Below are 14,348 nucleotides of genomic sequence, written 5' to 3' on the forward strand. Positions count from 1 at the left end.
CAGGCGGTGCGGGCGGCTCAGGCGGCGGTGCGGGCGGCTCAGCTGGTGTGGGCGGCGCGGTAGGACAGGGCGTCCCTGGCCGCGTCGAGCGCGGCTGCTCGATCGGCGGGCACGAGCCCGATGCGGGTCCGCCGATCGAGCAGGTCACCCTCGTCGAGGGCGCCCTCGTGGAGTACGGCGAAGACCAGCTCGGCGCGGGTGACGTCCACCCCGGTGGTGACCGGCTCGAGCAGCCGCGGGTCGTGCCGGGCCAGTTCCAGCACGGCCGGCGCCTGGGTGCCGTAGCGGGCGACCAGCCGGCGCGGGGCCGGCACGCTGGCGAGCGTGCGGCGGGAGGCCGCGCCCACCAGCGGGAGCCGGCCCGTCCGGCAGGGGCCGGCGTCCAGGCTGGCCTGGGCGACCGCGGCGTCCACCGCGTCCTCGGCCATCCTCCGGTAGGTCGTCAGCTTGCCGCCGACCACGGTGATCACCCGGTTGGGCCCGACATGGACGGTGTGCCGGCGGGACAGGTCTGCCGTGCGCCCGTCCGGTCCGTCCAGCAGTGGCCGCAGGCCGGCGAACACTCCCAGCAGGTCGGCACGATCCACCGGGGTGGCCAGAACCCCGGAGACCACGTTCAGCAGCTGGGTGATCTCCTGGTGGTCCGGCACGGGCTGCTCGGTGACCTCGTCGGTCGGCACGTCGGTCAGACCCACGTACACCCGGCCGTCACCCTGCGGCAGGACCAGCGCGTACCGGTTGCGCTCGCCGGGAATCGGCACCGACAGCGCGGTGGGGGTGCCGCCGAAGACCGCCGCGGGCAGCACCAGGTGGGTCCCTCGGCTGGGCCGCAGCCGGATCTCCGGCGCGAGGCCCGGCGCCCAGACCCCGGTCGCGTTCACCACGGCACGGGCCCGTAGCCGGCAGTGCCGCCCGGTGAGGGTGTCGAGTGCCTGGACGGCGATCGGGGCGGACCCGAGACCACCGCCGGAGCGCACGCCCGCTCCCGTTCCCGTCCTGGTGCCCGTTCCCGTCCTGGTGCCCGTTCCCGTGTCCGTGTCCGGGCCCGTGCCCGTGCCCGCGTCGTCCCGCACCGCGAGGACCCGGACCCGGGTGAGGATCCGGGCGCCGAACGCCGCCGCCGTCCGGGCGATCGTCACGACCAGCCGGGCGTCGTCGACGAGCTGCCCGTCCCAGTAGAGAAGCCCACCGCGAAGCCCCGCCTCGCGCAGGCCGGGGACCATGCCCAGCGTCTCGACCGCGGACAGTCGCCGCGGCGGCGGAAGCACCGTGCTCGGCGTCCGGACGCCGCGGCGCAGCAGATCACCGAAGCCCAGGCCCGCGCGGGTGACCAGCGCCGAGGTGGCCGGGACGTCCGGGGTGAGTGGCAGCACGATCGGCAGCGGATGCACCAGGTGCGGCGCGGTGCGGCGCATGAGGATCTCGCGCTCGGCCGCGCTTTCCCGCGCCAGCCGCAGGTCGCCGGAGGCGAGATAGCGCAGCCCGCCGTGCACCAGCTTCGAGCTCCACCGGCTCGTGCCGAAAGCGAGATCACCGGCCTCTACCAGGGCGACGGACAGCCCACGTGAAGCCGCGTCGAGCGCCACCCCGACGCCGGTGACGCCGCCGCCGACGACGAGGAGGTCGACGACCTCACCGCCCGCCAGCTCGGCCAGCTCGCGGGTGCGGCGCTCGGCGGTCAGCGACGCGCGTTCGAGAAGACCGGTCATTTCTGCGCTCCAGGGTGCTCGCGATGCTCGGCCGGCCGGCTCCCGCCTGGCGGTGGGCCCTCGACGGCCGGAGGAGGACCTTCCGGTGGTGACAGATATCCGTCCAACATCAGGTACAGCTCGTGTGCCAGGGTCTCCCTGGCCACCTCGTCGCCCAGCGCGCCCGCGGAGAGAACGTACGACTGCGTCGCCAACAGCACCATCCGCGCCTGGGCCGCCGGGTCGCCGGCCCGTACGGCGCCGACCGCCCGCGCCGCGGCGAGGCGCTCACGGAGCAGGTCGAGCACGAGCAGCTGGGTCGTGCCCAGCCGTTCCAGGATGTAGGGCGCCAGCAGCTCGCCGTCCGTGGCACAGATCCGCAGGAACAGCGGATTGGACTGGAAGGCCTGCGCGGTCGCGACCAGGGAACGCACCAGCTCGGTGCGCGTCGCGGCCGGATCGGTGYCGGTCTCGCTGTCGCCGGCTGCCATCGCCCCCGGCACCACGATCCGAGCCCATTCACGGGTCATCACGTCACGGACCAGCGAGCGCAGGTCGGGCCAGCGGCGGTAGAGCGTCATCCGGCTGACGCCGGCCTGCCGGGCGACCTCGGCGAGGGTCGTCCGGCGCACCCCGATGGTCATCAACAACGCCGCCGCGGCGTCGAGGACGACATCGTCGGGAACGACTGAGGTCGCGGGGCGCTGGGCGGCGGAGGGTGCGGCGGTGCCGGCGTGTGGGTGGGTCGGTCCATCCATCGGTCCTGCTCCTCCCCCCGCCGCTGTGCCGGCCTGCCGTGTTGAGGGTGCTCCCGAAGCGATCGTATGTGACACTGTGCCGTCAGGTGTCACAGTGTATCGACGGCGCCGTCTCGATCCAGGCAGAGCGGGCGAGCGGGCACGGGAGCGCAGATGACGTCCGAGTCGGGGGAGCACAGCGACGCGCCGGGCGGCGACCCGGTCTGGTGGGGCTGGGGGGCGGCCGAGGCGCACCATCCACTGCCCGCCGCCGTCCGCGACCTGCTCGCCGCACTCGGCATCGCGGCACGCCCGAGCCCGCCGGTGGACCTCGCGGACGTCCTTCTCGCCCCGGTGCGGCTCCCGGTCGAGGTGCTGATCGAACTGCGTGCCGTCGTGGGCGCCGACCACGTGCTGGAGGACCGCGAGGCGAGGGTGCGCCACTGCCGGGGGCGCTCCACCGTCGACCTGCTGCGGCTACGCGCCGGCGACGCCTCGGACGCGCCGGATGTCGTGGTCGTCCCCGCCGATCACGCCCAGGTCCTGGCCGTGCTGCGGATCTGTTCCCACCACCGGGTGATCGTCGTCCCGTTCGGCGGTGGGACGTCCGTCGTCGGCGGGCTGGTGCCGAGCACACCGGCCGGGACGTCGCCGGCCGATGGTCCGGCGGACACCCACATCGGTGTCGTGGCTCTTGACCTGCGCCGACTCGACAGCGTGCGCGAGGTCGACCCGGTGTCGGGCACGGCGGTGCTGGGCGCGGGGCTGCGTGGGCCGGCCGCGGAGGCGCTGCTGGCCGAGCACGGGCTCACCCTCGGGCATGTTCCCCAGTCCTGGGAGTACGCCACGATCGGCGGCTTCGCCGCGACCCGCTCCAGCGGCCAGGCCTCGGCCGGCTATGGCCGGTTCGACCAGCTCGTCACCGGTCTTCGGGTGGCGACCCCGGTGGGCACCTGGGAGCCCGGGCGGGGGCCCGCCTCGGCCGCCGGGCCCGATCTGCGCCAGCTCGCGCTGGGTTCCGAAGGGGCCTTCGGGGTGATCACCGAGGTCACGGTCCGGGTGCGGCCACTGCCGCGGCGCCGCCGGTTCGAGGGCTGGCGGGTGGCGAACCTGGCCGCCGGGCTGGATCTGCTGCGCGAGCTGGCCCAACGGGACCTGCTGCCCACGGTCTGCCGGCTCTCCGACGAGGTGGAGACCGCCGCCGGCCTGGCCAACGCCGTCACCGCCGGGACGGATGTGACCGTCCCGGCGACGTCGGCGGTGACCCCCACCTCGCTGCCCGTGATCGCCGGCTGCTACCTGCTGACCGGCTACGAGGGGGGCGACGCGGACGTGACCGAGCGGGCCACCGCCGTCGGGACGGTGATCACCGCCGCGGGTGGCCTGCCGCTGGGCGAGGGAGTGGGGCAGGACTGGCTCGCCGGCCGCTTCCACGCGCCCTATCTGCGCGACGCGCTGCTCGACGAGGGCATCCTCGCCGAGACGTTGGAGACCGCCGCCTACTGGCGGGACGTGGCGCGCCTGTACGCGGCCGTCGGCCGGGCGGTGACCGACGCCATCGAGTCCGACGGGTCACCGGCCGTCGTGCTGTGCCATGTCTCGCATGTCTACCCGGCTGGAGCATCGCTGTACTTCACGATCGTCTGTGCCCAGGGACCCGACCCGATCTCCCGCTGGAGCCGGGCGAAGCAGGCCGCCGGAGACGCGATCATGGCGAACGGCGGGACGATCACCCATCACCACGCGGTCGGGACGGAGCACCGACCCTGGGTGCGGGCCGAGATCGGGGACGTGGGCGTCACGGTGCTGCGCGCGGTGAAGGCCGCGCTGGACCCGGCCGGCATCCTCAACCCGGGCATTCTGCTTCCGCCGCAGGCCGAGTAGCGCCGCGCCGCAGGCCGAGCAGCCCCGTGGGCGCCGGTCACTCCTCGGTGCCGACCTTCACCGCCGGGGAGTGACGTACCTGGTACCAGGGGTACATATGCCGGGTGAGGACATTCGCCGCCGTCATTGTGGCGCTGCTGCTGATCTCCATGGTGGTCGGCCTGGTGCTGACCGCGCTCATGATCGCCTACCGCAAGGCCGCACCCACCCGAACCAGGAACGCGGCGGCCCGGCAGGCGGCCGCGGAGGCGGCCACCGCCACCGCCGCGACCACCGCCCCCGGCAGACGCGGCCGCGCCGCGGCCGGCGCCCGGCCGGTCGAGCGCAGGGGCGGCGGTGGCCGCGGCCGGGTGTCGCGGCGCCGCCGGCTGCTAACCCAGGGGCTGCGCGCCGGGCGTCGCACGGTCGGCCGAAGCCGCTCCCGGACCCGTGCCCGCCGTGCCGGTCGCGTCGAGGACGCAGGCCGGAGGGACAGCGTGAGCACCGGATCGGGGCCCCGACCGGGCGAATGAGGGACATCGCGCCACGGCCTCCGTCGGCGCCCGTCAGGATGGCTGCATGGACAACGGCGCGGTCACGACGGATGCCGCGGACGGCAGCGCGACCGGGACTGCGGTAGGGGCCGCCGGGGCTACGACGGGGGCCGGGGCTACGACGGGGGCCGGGGCTACGACGGGGGCCGGGGCGGCGGCTGGGGCCGGGGCGACCCGAGGGCTGGTCGTCGTCGGCCCGGGTGCCGCGTTCGGAACGGCGCTGCTGCGCAGGTTCGCCGGTGAGGGCTTCGCGCTCGGGATGATCTCCCGTTCGTCCGACACCATCTCCCGGGTGAGCGCCGAACTGGGCGAAGCGGGGCATCCGATCGCCGGCGCCGTCGCCGACGTCACCGACCAACGTGCGTTCTCGGCGGCGGTCAGCCGGCTCGCGGCGGAGATCGGTGGTCTCAACGTCCTCGTCTACAACGCGAAGCTGAGTATCCGGGGGACGGCCTTCTCGGTGCGGGCCGACTCCATGAACCAGACACTCGCGGTGAACGTGACCGGGGCGCTGATGTCCGTGCAGATCGCCGCGCCGCTGATGGCGGACCGGCCGGGAGCGACCATCCTGCTCACGGTCGCGGGCCCGCGCAGCGAGCCGGCGGCGGGCCGGTTCGCGCTCGCGGTCGGCAAGGCAGGCGTCGCGGCGATGGGCGAGTCGATGGCRCCGCTGCTTGCCGCACAGGGCATCCGTCTGCGCACCGTCGTCATCGACGGCCGGGTCGGGCCCGCCGGACCGTTGCTGCCCGACGCCGTCGCGGATCATTTCTTCGACGCGTTCGCCGCGCCGGGGGGCACCGCGTTCCGGCTCGCGCCGGCGGCGCGGCGGCGGCGAGCCAACACCCAGCTGCCCCTCGAGGTCTGAGCCCGCCGCACGCTGCCCTGCCTCGACGCTGCCCGCCACTGCGCCCGCTCTGCCCATTACCCGCTGTCAGCGGATTGGGCGGCTTGTCACGAAGTCTCGGGACGGTGCGTGACTGGTGTGCCAGCGGGTCGGAAATCCGACACGGGCGAGACACAGATGATCGCACCCGACTTCACTGTCCGCCCCTTCCACGTGCGACCATCCTTTGATGGGCCGACGGATTGGACGCCGGTTGGCGGGTCGGACGCTCTTCGACATGACCGACTGTGACACGGCGGCGCCATGCCGGGGGGCCCGGTGCGGCGCGGAGCGGGAGATGTTCCGGTGAACCACGGCCGCGGCGACGACGACGCGCAGGACCCTGCGGACGTCACCCATGTCATGCCTCCCGGCGGGCCCGCCGGGAGGGAGCACGGAACCCGGCCGACCCAGGACGTGCAGCGTCGGGCTCGGCCCGGCGCCCCCTCGGCGCCCCCRCCGCCCGCCGCCTCCTTCCGGCCCGCGGGCCCGCCGCCGCCGGCGGACGCGTTTCGCCCCGGCCGCCCGGTGCGCCCCGCGGACGAGGGTGATCAGGACGACCCGGCCGGCGGCGCGACCCAGGTGCTCGGCGACGGGGTGCTCGGCGATGCGGTGGTCGGCGATGCGACCACGGTGGTTCGGCGGGGGAGTGTCCCGCGGGCCGCCGGTGGCCGGCCTGCGGCCCCCGAGCAGTCCGGGCCGCATGCCCAGCCTGGCCTCGCTCCGGGTCTCGGCTATGACCGCCGGCCCGCCCCGGGGTACAACCAGCCCGCTCCGGGTCAGAGCCAGCCGGGTCCGGGCTACGACTGGTCGGCGCCGACGCCGGCTCCCGACCGGGCCACGACGTCGTTCGAGCGCCCGGGGCCCGGTTACGACCGGCCCGCGCACACCGGTGGTAGCTACACCGACAGCGGCGGCCATGTCCGGCCGGTGCCCGGCGGCGGTGGGTTCGGTGAGGCGGGTCGTGGTCCCGCGGAGGCCGACGTGCTGGCCGGGGGCCTGAGCGCCGAGCAGCCGCCCGGGGGGCCGGGTGGAGGTTCCGGTGGCGACCCGGGACGAGGTGGTCAGGGCGACGGTGCGGCGGCCGGGCCGCCCGCCCGCCGCAAACGGCGTCGTGGCCGCGTTCTCACGCTCGTCCTCGTGGTCCTGCTGGTGCTCTTCGTCGTGGCGGACCGGGTGGCGGTCGCGATCGCCAAGGACCAGATGGAAAAGCAGATCGCCGAAAGCGTCGCGGCGAGCCTGGAGCCGGGTGACACCCAGCCGACGGTGCGGAAGGTCTCGATCGGCGGGTTCCCGTTCCTCACCCAGGTGCTGTTCGGGAAGTTCACCAACATCGGCGTGACGATCGACGGAATTCCGACGCCCGGTCCGCGGATATCGTCCGTCGACGCGAATCTGAAGGGTCTTCATGTCCCCTTCAAGGACGCGATCTCCGACAACATCGGAGAGGTCCCGGTGGACGATGTCCGGGCGACGGTCCGGATCAGTTATGACGACCTGAACGCGTACCTGGCGAAGCAGGATCCACCCACCAAGGTCACGCCGGTCGACGGCGGCAAGAAGGTGGAGATCTCGGCGAGTGTCGCGGGCCAGCAGGTCGGCGGCGTGACCACCTTCCAGGTCGACGAGAACAAGCTCACCCTCATTCCGTCCGAGATCAAGGTGCTTGGGTTCGAGATCCCGCTGCCGGGCGGCGTCTCCATTGACTCGATTCCCATCCCGATCGCGGGGCTCCCGTTCGACCTGAACATCGTCCAGGCGTCGACGGGGGCGGACGGGCTGTCACTGACCGCAACCGCGAAGGACGTCACGCTCCCGGCGGCTCCCGAGTCGACCGGCGGCAAATGAGACACGCGGTGTGGTCGATCTGGGTGGATCATCCGATTTGGTCCCCCTTTCGGGGGTGCGGATGAGCGTCCGCCGGGATCGCTACGGCGGCCTCGGCTCACCGCGGCGAGCCGAGGCGGCGCCGGTGCGGGCCTCCCGACGGCCGGTGCGATCGGCCGCCCGGCCCCTCGGTCGGGCGCGTACGGTAGCGGGTCAGATCGGCGACAGAAGTAGCTTCCGACAGTTCCCAGCGGGCATTGTCGGTGGCGCGCGGAGCGGCTCGCCTCGTCGGTGGCCGTGCCTGACTTGCCACACCCGGTCACGGATCCGGTGCCGGCAGGATAGGAAAGGCTCCGGGCGTGAACGAACGACGTGAGGAAGGTTAGAGGTGTCGACCCCAGAATCGGCTGAGGCGGTCCGCTCGACGGTGTCCGCGTCACCCGGGCTGGATCAAGGTCGGTGCGCAACGCTACGATCTGCGACATCCCGCAAGATCGGTCAAGGTAGTGAGGATCCATCGGTGGTGGCACCGTTGCCCGTCCTGTTCGGAGACCGATCCGGACGACGTGCTGAAGAGGGTTTCGGCGGGGCATCCCGGCCTGCGTCCCGTCGCGAAGGGGGAGAGACGTGCAGACGACGTATCTGAGAGTCGTCACCGAGGCCGGTGCCGCCACTGTGCCTGCAGGTGAGCCGTTCATCATCGGCCGGGCCCGTACCGCGGACTACGTCATCGCGGACAGTCGCGTCTCCCGCCGGCATCTCCTGGTCGAGCAGACGGGCGCGGGCTGGTCCGTCCGCGACATCAGCTCCAACGGCACCTGGGTCGACGGGCAGCGGATGCCCGAGTCGGTGAGCGTCCAGGGCGAGGTCCGGTTCAGGCTGGGCACGCCCAGCGGCCCCGAGGTCGTCGTCATGCCCGAGTTCCCGGCCGGCCGCGGCGGGTACGGCGAGAGCGACTACGACCCGGGCGCCTACGAGATGGAGACCATGCTCCCGGGCTCCAGCAACTACCAGCCGCCGCGGCCCACCGCACCGACCCGAGGCCAGGGCGGCGGGCGTGGGCAGTCGGCTCAGGTGGGGCAGGGCGTACCGGCCGGCCGCGGCAGTGCCCCGCAGCAGGGCTACGACCCGGCGCAGACCCCGTCCGGCTCGACGAGCCTCGACCAGGAGCACGAGCGGCGGACCACCTACCGGCTGCGCCCGGGAACGATGACGATGGGCCGCGCCCGCGACAACGACATCGTCATCACCGACCTGCTCGCGTCACGGCGGCACGCCGAGCTCTACATCGGCCGCTCCGGCCTGCAGATCGCCGACCTCGAGTCCGCGAACGGTGTCTTCGTCAACGGCCGTCGTATCAACCGGGCGAACGTGAACCAGGGCGACGTGATCGCCGTCGGCCACCACGTCTTCCAGCTCGAAGGCGACCTGCTCGTCGAGTACCTCGACTCCGGTGACGTCAGCTTCGAGGTCGACGCCCTCAACGTCTGGGCCGGCGAGAAGCAGCTCATGCACGACATGACCTTCAAGCTTCCCGGGCGTGCGCTGCTCGGCGTCGTCGGCCCGTCGGGTGCCGGCAAGTCGACGCTGCTCAACGCGCTGACCGGGTTCCGTCCCGCCGACAAGGGCAACGTCCGCTACGCCGGCCGGGACATGTACTCCGAGTACGACGAACTGCGCCGCCGGATCGGCTACGTGCCGCAGGAGGACCTCCTGCACACCTCGCTGACCGTCCGCAAGGCGCTCGAGTTCGGTGCGGAGCTGCGGTTCCCGCCCGACACGACGAAGGCCGAGCGCCGTCAGCGCGTTGACGAGGTGCTCGCCGAGCTGGGTCTGACCCACCACGCGAACACCCAGGTCTCGAGGCTGTCCGGTGGCCAGCGGAAGCGGACGTCGGTGGCCCTGGAGCTCCTGACCAAGCCGACCCTGCTCTACCTGGACGAGCCGACGTCCGGCCTCGACCCGGGCATGGACAAGAACGTCATGGAGTCGCTGCGCAAGCTGGCGGACGACGGCCGAACGGTCATCGTCGTCACGCACAGCGTCGCCCAGCTCGACCTCTGCGACTACGTCCTGGTCCTGGCGCCCGGCGGCTACGTGGCCTACTTCGGCCCGCCGGCGGACGCGCTGCCCTTCTTCCAGGCCAGGGACTACCCCGACGTCTTCCTCACGCTGGAGGCGACCCCGGGCGCCGAGTCCGCGGCCCGCTTCCGCCAGTCGCGGTACTACGTGCCGGCGTCGGTCACGGCGCCCTCCGCGCGGCCCGCGCCGGAGGACCTGCCGTCGATCCGGCAGCAGTCGGTGGTCTCCCAGCTTGTCACGCTGAGTAGACGAATGATGGCCGTCGTCGCCTCCGACAAGTCCTATCTCCGATTGATCATCGCCTTCCCGTTCCTGCTGGGAGCCATTCCCAGAGCGATTCCCGGGGACTTGGAGGTGGTGGCTGACGGGCCCAACAGAGACGCGCCAACCGTGCTGTTGGTGTTGACTCTCTGTGCCTGTTTCATGGGTATGTCGAACTCGGTGCGAGAGATCGTCAAGGAGAGACCCATCTATCGCCGAGAACGGGCGATCGGTCTGTCCAGAACGGCCTACATCGGTTCGAAGATCGTGGTGCTGATCCTCATCACCACCCTGCAGGCCGCGGTGTTCACGACAATCGGTCTCGCCGGCCGGAAGATGGGCGACGGCCTCTTCGGCTTCCCGTTCTTCGAGGCGATGGTCGCCGTGATCGCGCTGTCACTGGCTTCCGCCATGCTCGGTCTGGTCATCTCGGCACTGGTCGACAACGCGGACAAGACGATGCCGCTGCTGGTGCTCATCACGATGGCCCAGCTGGTGTTCTCCGGCGGTCTGGTGCCCGCGGAGGGAACGGCCGGCCTGGAGCAGGCCAGCTGGATCGCGCCCGCACGATGGGGATTCGCGGGGCTGTCCTCGGTGATCGACCTGAACAAGATCTCCGGCTTCGGAGGCCCGCTGAATCCGGACTTCCCGGCCGACCCGCTCTACAGGTTCACGACCACCCAGTTCGCGATCGACATGGGGGGTGCGCTCGCCGTCGGCGTCGTCTGCGTAGTGATCACCTCCCTGCTCGTCCGCAGGATGGACCCGAAGACCAACAAGCGCCGCCCGGCCGCCGCTCCCACGCGCTGACGCGGGCTCGCCCGCGGCGGGCCGCCGTGGGTGGTCACAGCAACGAATCCGAAGGGGCGACGCTCACCCGGCACCATGCGGGCGGGCGTCGCCCCTTCGGCGTTCCCGCTCCCGGGCGGCGGGCAGACGGCGTCGGTGGCCGATAGTCGGTAGCCGGTGCCCGGCGAGCCGGTCGCGGGTCCGCGGGCCCGCCGGTCGCCGGTCCGCCGACGTCCGCTGCTCCCGCGAGCCGCGCGGGCGCGGGCGCGGTGGATAAGCCGGTTCCACTTTCGTTCGTCCACAGCGGCCGGCGTCGGCCGCCCGGGCGCCGCTCGGCGCCGCAGACTCGGCCCATGCCCGATGCCTACGCACACGTCGTCGCCCTCGCCCGCCGGCAGGACGACATGGTCACCCGGTGCGAGGCCCGGCGGCTCGGCATGTCCGACGCCGCGATCGCCTCGCGCCGGCGCACGGGTGGCTGGTGGGCTCCGATCCGGGGAACCCTGCTCGTCCCGCCCGTGCGCGACCGGGTGCGTGCGTATGCCCGAGCCGCACTCGCCGCCGCGGGCGGCGTGATCTGCCTACTGACCGCGGCCCGGCTGCACGGCGTCCCCGGCCTACCGCCGTGGCAGGCCGCGGAGCCGGTGGATGTCGCGTTCGAGGATCCCGCGGTTGCGGTGCGGCGTCGGCGCGGCTGCCGCCGCCATCTCATGACACTGTCCCCGCCAGAGGTGACCGATCTGGGCGGTATCACCGTCACAGCGGTGCACCGCACCCTGCAGGACGTCGTCCTGTGGCTGGATCGAGCGATCGCCGTGCCGATGCTGCGGGCGGTGCTGCGCCACGGCTGGCTGCGGGAAGCCGGCGGGCACCCACCTCGGGCCGCCGTGCCGGTGGGGGAGGGCCGGCCGGGAGCCGATCCCTCCCCTCACTTCGTGGCTCTCAAGGACGCTGTCCTGCGGCGCCATGACGGTGGCGCCGGGCCGGGTGGGGGTCCGGAGTTCTGGCGGCTGGTCCAGGCCGGCATGGCCGTGCCCGGCGACGCCGACCAGGCCGACCAGGCYGATCAGGTGCACCGGCCCGGCCGTGGCGGTGGCGAGATCAGCCGGTCGACCAGCGGACGTGGAAGCTCGGAACGGTCGTCAGCTGACGATCCGGCGTGGTCGTGTCAGCCGGGTCCGTGAGGAAGATCCTGCGGGGCGCACCACCCCGCTCGCCGGTGAACACCAGCCACTTGCCGTCGGGGGAGTAGGCGGGGTCCTGGTCCTGCCCCTTCTCGGCGGTGACCCGGGTGACCTGGGTGCCGTCGGTGTTCATCTGGTAGATCTCAAGATCCCCGTCCTTCTCCTGGCGGCTGAAGGCGATTCGCTGGCCGTCCTGGGAGAACGTCGGGTCGGCATCACGATTGCCCTGCCCCTTCGTCAGCGGTGTCGGGGTGGCGGTGGGCGTGGCCAGGATCGTGACGATGAAGCCCCGGTCGCTTTCCGACTCGGAGGCCCAGTAGGCGATGCGCTCGCCGCTCGGTGACCAGGCCGGGTCGGTCGCCTGTTGTGCGGTGTCGAGTCGGAAGACCTGGCTGCCGTCGAGCTTGGCTACGTACAGCCCGGCGTCCGGCAGGCCGTCCGCGTTCGTCGTCGACCTGACGACGACGAACTTCCCATCAGGAGAAAGAGACGGCCGGGCGTCGTCGGCGATGGTCAGGCTCGTGGCCTTACCGCTGGTGAACAGCTTGACGGGGTCCTGCGAACCGTCCGCTGCCACCGCGTACAGGGCGTTCTCGGTCTCGGATTCCTTGCGGAAGAAGACGACCGTCCGGCGGTCCCTGCTGATCGAGGGCAGCAGCTCGTCCTGGGGCGCGGTCGTGATCTTCTTGACGGCGGTGAGCTCGCCCTGGTCCGGCAGCCGGCCGGTGTACAGGTCGTAGTTTCCGCTGTCCTTGGTGGCGAAGACCATCGTCTCGGTATCGAGCGGAACCTTCGCCTGCGGCAGGGCGAACTTCTGTGGCGGTGCGCTGCTGCTGCCGGCGACGGTGGTCGTGTCGTCCTTCTTGTCGCCGCCGGTCTGCGTGATCAGGATGGCGGCGACCGCCACCACGACCGCGGCCGCGGCGCCGCCGACGGCGATCGCGGTACGGCGCCTGCCGCCCGTGGGCGATCCACCGACCCGGGTCCGCGACTGAGTCGGAGTATCGACGGTCTCGGTGCCGGCCCCGGGGCCCGTTCCGGCCCGGACTCCGGCGCCGCTGGCCAGGGCGGTGACGGCGGTGCGGTCATCCGGGGTCTGCGTGCCGGCCGTGGCGTGCCGGCCCGTGCCTGCCCGCGGGTCGGTCGTCGGCGACCGGGGCGTCGGCGTGGCGCCGAGCGCGGCACCGGCGGCGGCCTGAAGGTCCCAGCCTTCGAGAACGTGGGTGACCTGGCTCGGGTCGACGGTGGCGTCCGGGTCCGCGGCGGAGTCACCGAGCAGGCGGAGCATCAGCTGCTGCGCGGAGGGCCGGCCCGCCGGATCCTTGCGCATCGCCTGCCAGACGATGGGACGCAGCGCCGGGTCGATGCCGTCGAGCTGGGGATCGTCATTCAGCGCCCGGTAGAGCAGCACCTGGGAGGTGCCCTCCCCGAACGGGTAACGGCCGGTCGCGGCGAAGGTGACCAGACCACCCCAGGCCCAGATGTCGACGGCCGGGGTGACCGCCCCGCCCTGGATCTGCTCCGGGGACATGAAGGCGGGCGTCCCGAGCTGCTGGAGGTCGCCGGTGATGCTCGTCGCGGCGTCGAGGGCGCGCGCGATGCCGAAGTCGATGACGCGGGGGCCGAACGGGGAGAGCACCACGTTCGACGGCTTGAGGTCGCGGTGCACGATGCCGGCGCGGTGGATCGCGGTGAGTGCCGCGGCGACACCGACCGCGAGCTGCTCGAGGTTGGCGGCGGCCAGCGGGCCGTTGCGGGCGATGAACCGGGCCAGCGTCTCGCCTTCGATGAACTCGGTGACGAGGTACGGCTGCGGGGCGTGCGGCTCGGCCTCGAGCACCTCCGCGGTGCAGACCCGGGCGACCTTGCGCGCGGTCTCCGCCTCCGACCAGAACCGGGCACGGAACTCGGGGTTGTCCGCCACGTCGGCACGAATCACCTTGATCGCGACGAGTCGGCCCTGCTGCGACCGGCCCAGGTAGACCGTGCCCATGCCGCCTTGGCCGAGCTTGCCGAGCAGCTGGTAGGAACCCAGCTGGCGAGGGTCGCCACTGCCGAGCGGAGTGGTGCGGGCGGTCACGCCGGCATCCGATGACATCGAATTCACCCTCACCTGTGGCGGCGGGGTTCGGTGCCTCACCGCAGGAGGGCCGCCGCCGCGTTCCGGTTCCTGATCCTGCCGTAAACAATGCCACCACAAGCGGCCGCCGTACCGTTCCGGCGGAATCCGGAAAGGAAATCGCCGCGAACAGGCAACACTGTATGCGGGCGCGGTGATGGCGGTGCACCGACCCCGCTGTCCGGAAGCTGTCTGCGCCCAGTCCTTCCTCAACGAGCAGACTGGCTCTTTTCGCCCTCCTGCCGGTGTGGGGCGATGCCGGCAGGAGGGCGTCGCCGGCTGCGCGGTGCTGGAGTGCATGGTGCTGGAGTGCATGGTGCTGGCCAGCACCATGCCGGCGCACGGTGCTGGCCGCGAGCCT

The 14,348-nt window shown here is 72.6% G+C and carries 9 protein-coding genes; 6 read left to right on the top strand and 3 right to left on the bottom strand.

Annotated features, from left to right (window positions below):
- Positions 1–38: 38 nt before the first annotated feature.
- Positions 39–1,709: a glycerol-3-phosphate dehydrogenase/oxidase gene (locus tag CcI49_RS26610; protein ID WP_076830395.1), complete on the bottom strand. Its 1,671-nt coding sequence runs from the start codon at positions 1,707–1,709 to the stop codon at positions 39–41.
- Positions 1,706–2,446 (bottom strand): TetR/AcrR family transcriptional regulator, encoded by a 741-nt coding sequence (locus tag CcI49_RS26615; RefSeq protein ID WP_076830399.1) that lies wholly within the window; start codon positions 2,444–2,446, stop codon positions 1,706–1,708. Before CcI49_RS26615 ends, CcI49_RS26610 begins: the two co-directional genes overlap by 4 nt.
- Before the next feature lie 153 nt (positions 2,447–2,599).
- Here CcI49_RS26615 and CcI49_RS26620 point away from each other — a divergent pair, with 153 nt between their 5' ends.
- The 6 genes from CcI49_RS26620 to CcI49_RS26645 all read left to right on the top strand — a co-directional run bounded on the left by CcI49_RS26620 (position 2,600) and on the right by CcI49_RS26645 (position 11,868).
- A complete protein-coding gene (locus tag CcI49_RS26620) occupies positions 2,600–4,309 on the top strand; it encodes an FAD-binding oxidoreductase (protein WP_076830402.1) in 1,710 nt (569 codons plus the stop codon).
- 104 nt (positions 4,310–4,413) lie between these two features.
- The gene (locus CcI49_RS26625; protein ID WP_076830405.1) at positions 4,414–4,821 is read left to right on the top strand and encodes a hypothetical protein; all 408 of its coding nucleotides are present in this window, start codon (positions 4,414–4,416) and stop codon (positions 4,819–4,821) included.
- Positions 4,822–4,867: 46 nt separating this feature from the next.
- The gene (locus CcI49_RS26630) at positions 4,868–5,707 is read left to right on the top strand and encodes an SDR family NAD(P)-dependent oxidoreductase (protein ID WP_076830408.1); all 840 of its coding nucleotides are present in this window, start codon (positions 4,868–4,870) and stop codon (positions 5,705–5,707) included.
- Between the two features lie 324 nt (positions 5,708–6,031).
- The gene (locus tag CcI49_RS26635; RefSeq protein ID WP_076830411.1) at positions 6,032–7,573 is read left to right on the top strand and encodes a DUF2993 domain-containing protein; all 1,542 of its coding nucleotides are present in this window, start codon (positions 6,032–6,034) and stop codon (positions 7,571–7,573) included.
- A 606-nt stretch (positions 7,574–8,179) separates the two neighbouring features.
- Positions 8,180–10,705 (top strand): ATP-binding cassette domain-containing protein, encoded by a 2,526-nt coding sequence (locus tag CcI49_RS26640; RefSeq protein WP_054564522.1) that lies wholly within the window; start codon positions 8,180–8,182, stop codon positions 10,703–10,705.
- A gap of 332 nt (positions 10,706–11,037) precedes the next feature.
- Positions 11,038–11,868, top strand: coding sequence for a hypothetical protein (locus tag CcI49_RS26645; RefSeq protein ID WP_076830415.1), 831 nt, complete (start codon positions 11,038–11,040; stop codon positions 11,866–11,868).
- Here CcI49_RS26645 and CcI49_RS26650 read toward each other — a convergent pair.
- Positions 11,786–13,966 carry a protein kinase gene (locus CcI49_RS26650; protein ID WP_076830418.1) on the bottom strand — a complete coding sequence of 727 codons (2,181 nt, stop codon included), beginning with the start codon at positions 13,964–13,966 and terminating at the stop codon, positions 11,786–11,788. The two genes, CcI49_RS26645 and CcI49_RS26650, sit on opposite strands and share 83 nt — an antisense overlap.
- Positions 13,967–14,348: the final 382 nt, after the last annotated feature.

Origin of the sequence: Frankia sp. CcI49, from assembly GCF_001983215.1 — a bacterium.
GTDB classification, from domain to species: domain Bacteria; phylum Actinomycetota; class Actinomycetes; order Frankiales; family Frankiaceae; genus Parafrankia; species Parafrankia irregularis.

Coding starts and splice junctions, on each gene's coding strand:
- CcI49_RS26610 (WP_076830395.1), bottom strand. CDS start 1,709: ATGACCGGTCTTCTCGAACGCGCGTCGCTGACCGCCGAGCGCCGCACC.
- CcI49_RS26620 (WP_076830402.1), top strand. CDS start 2,600: ATGACGTCCGAGTCGGGGGAGCACAGCGACGCGCCGGGCGGCGACCCG.
- CcI49_RS26650 (WP_076830418.1), bottom strand. CDS start 13,966: ATGTCATCGGATGCCGGCGTGACCGCCCGCACCACTCCGCTCGGCAGT.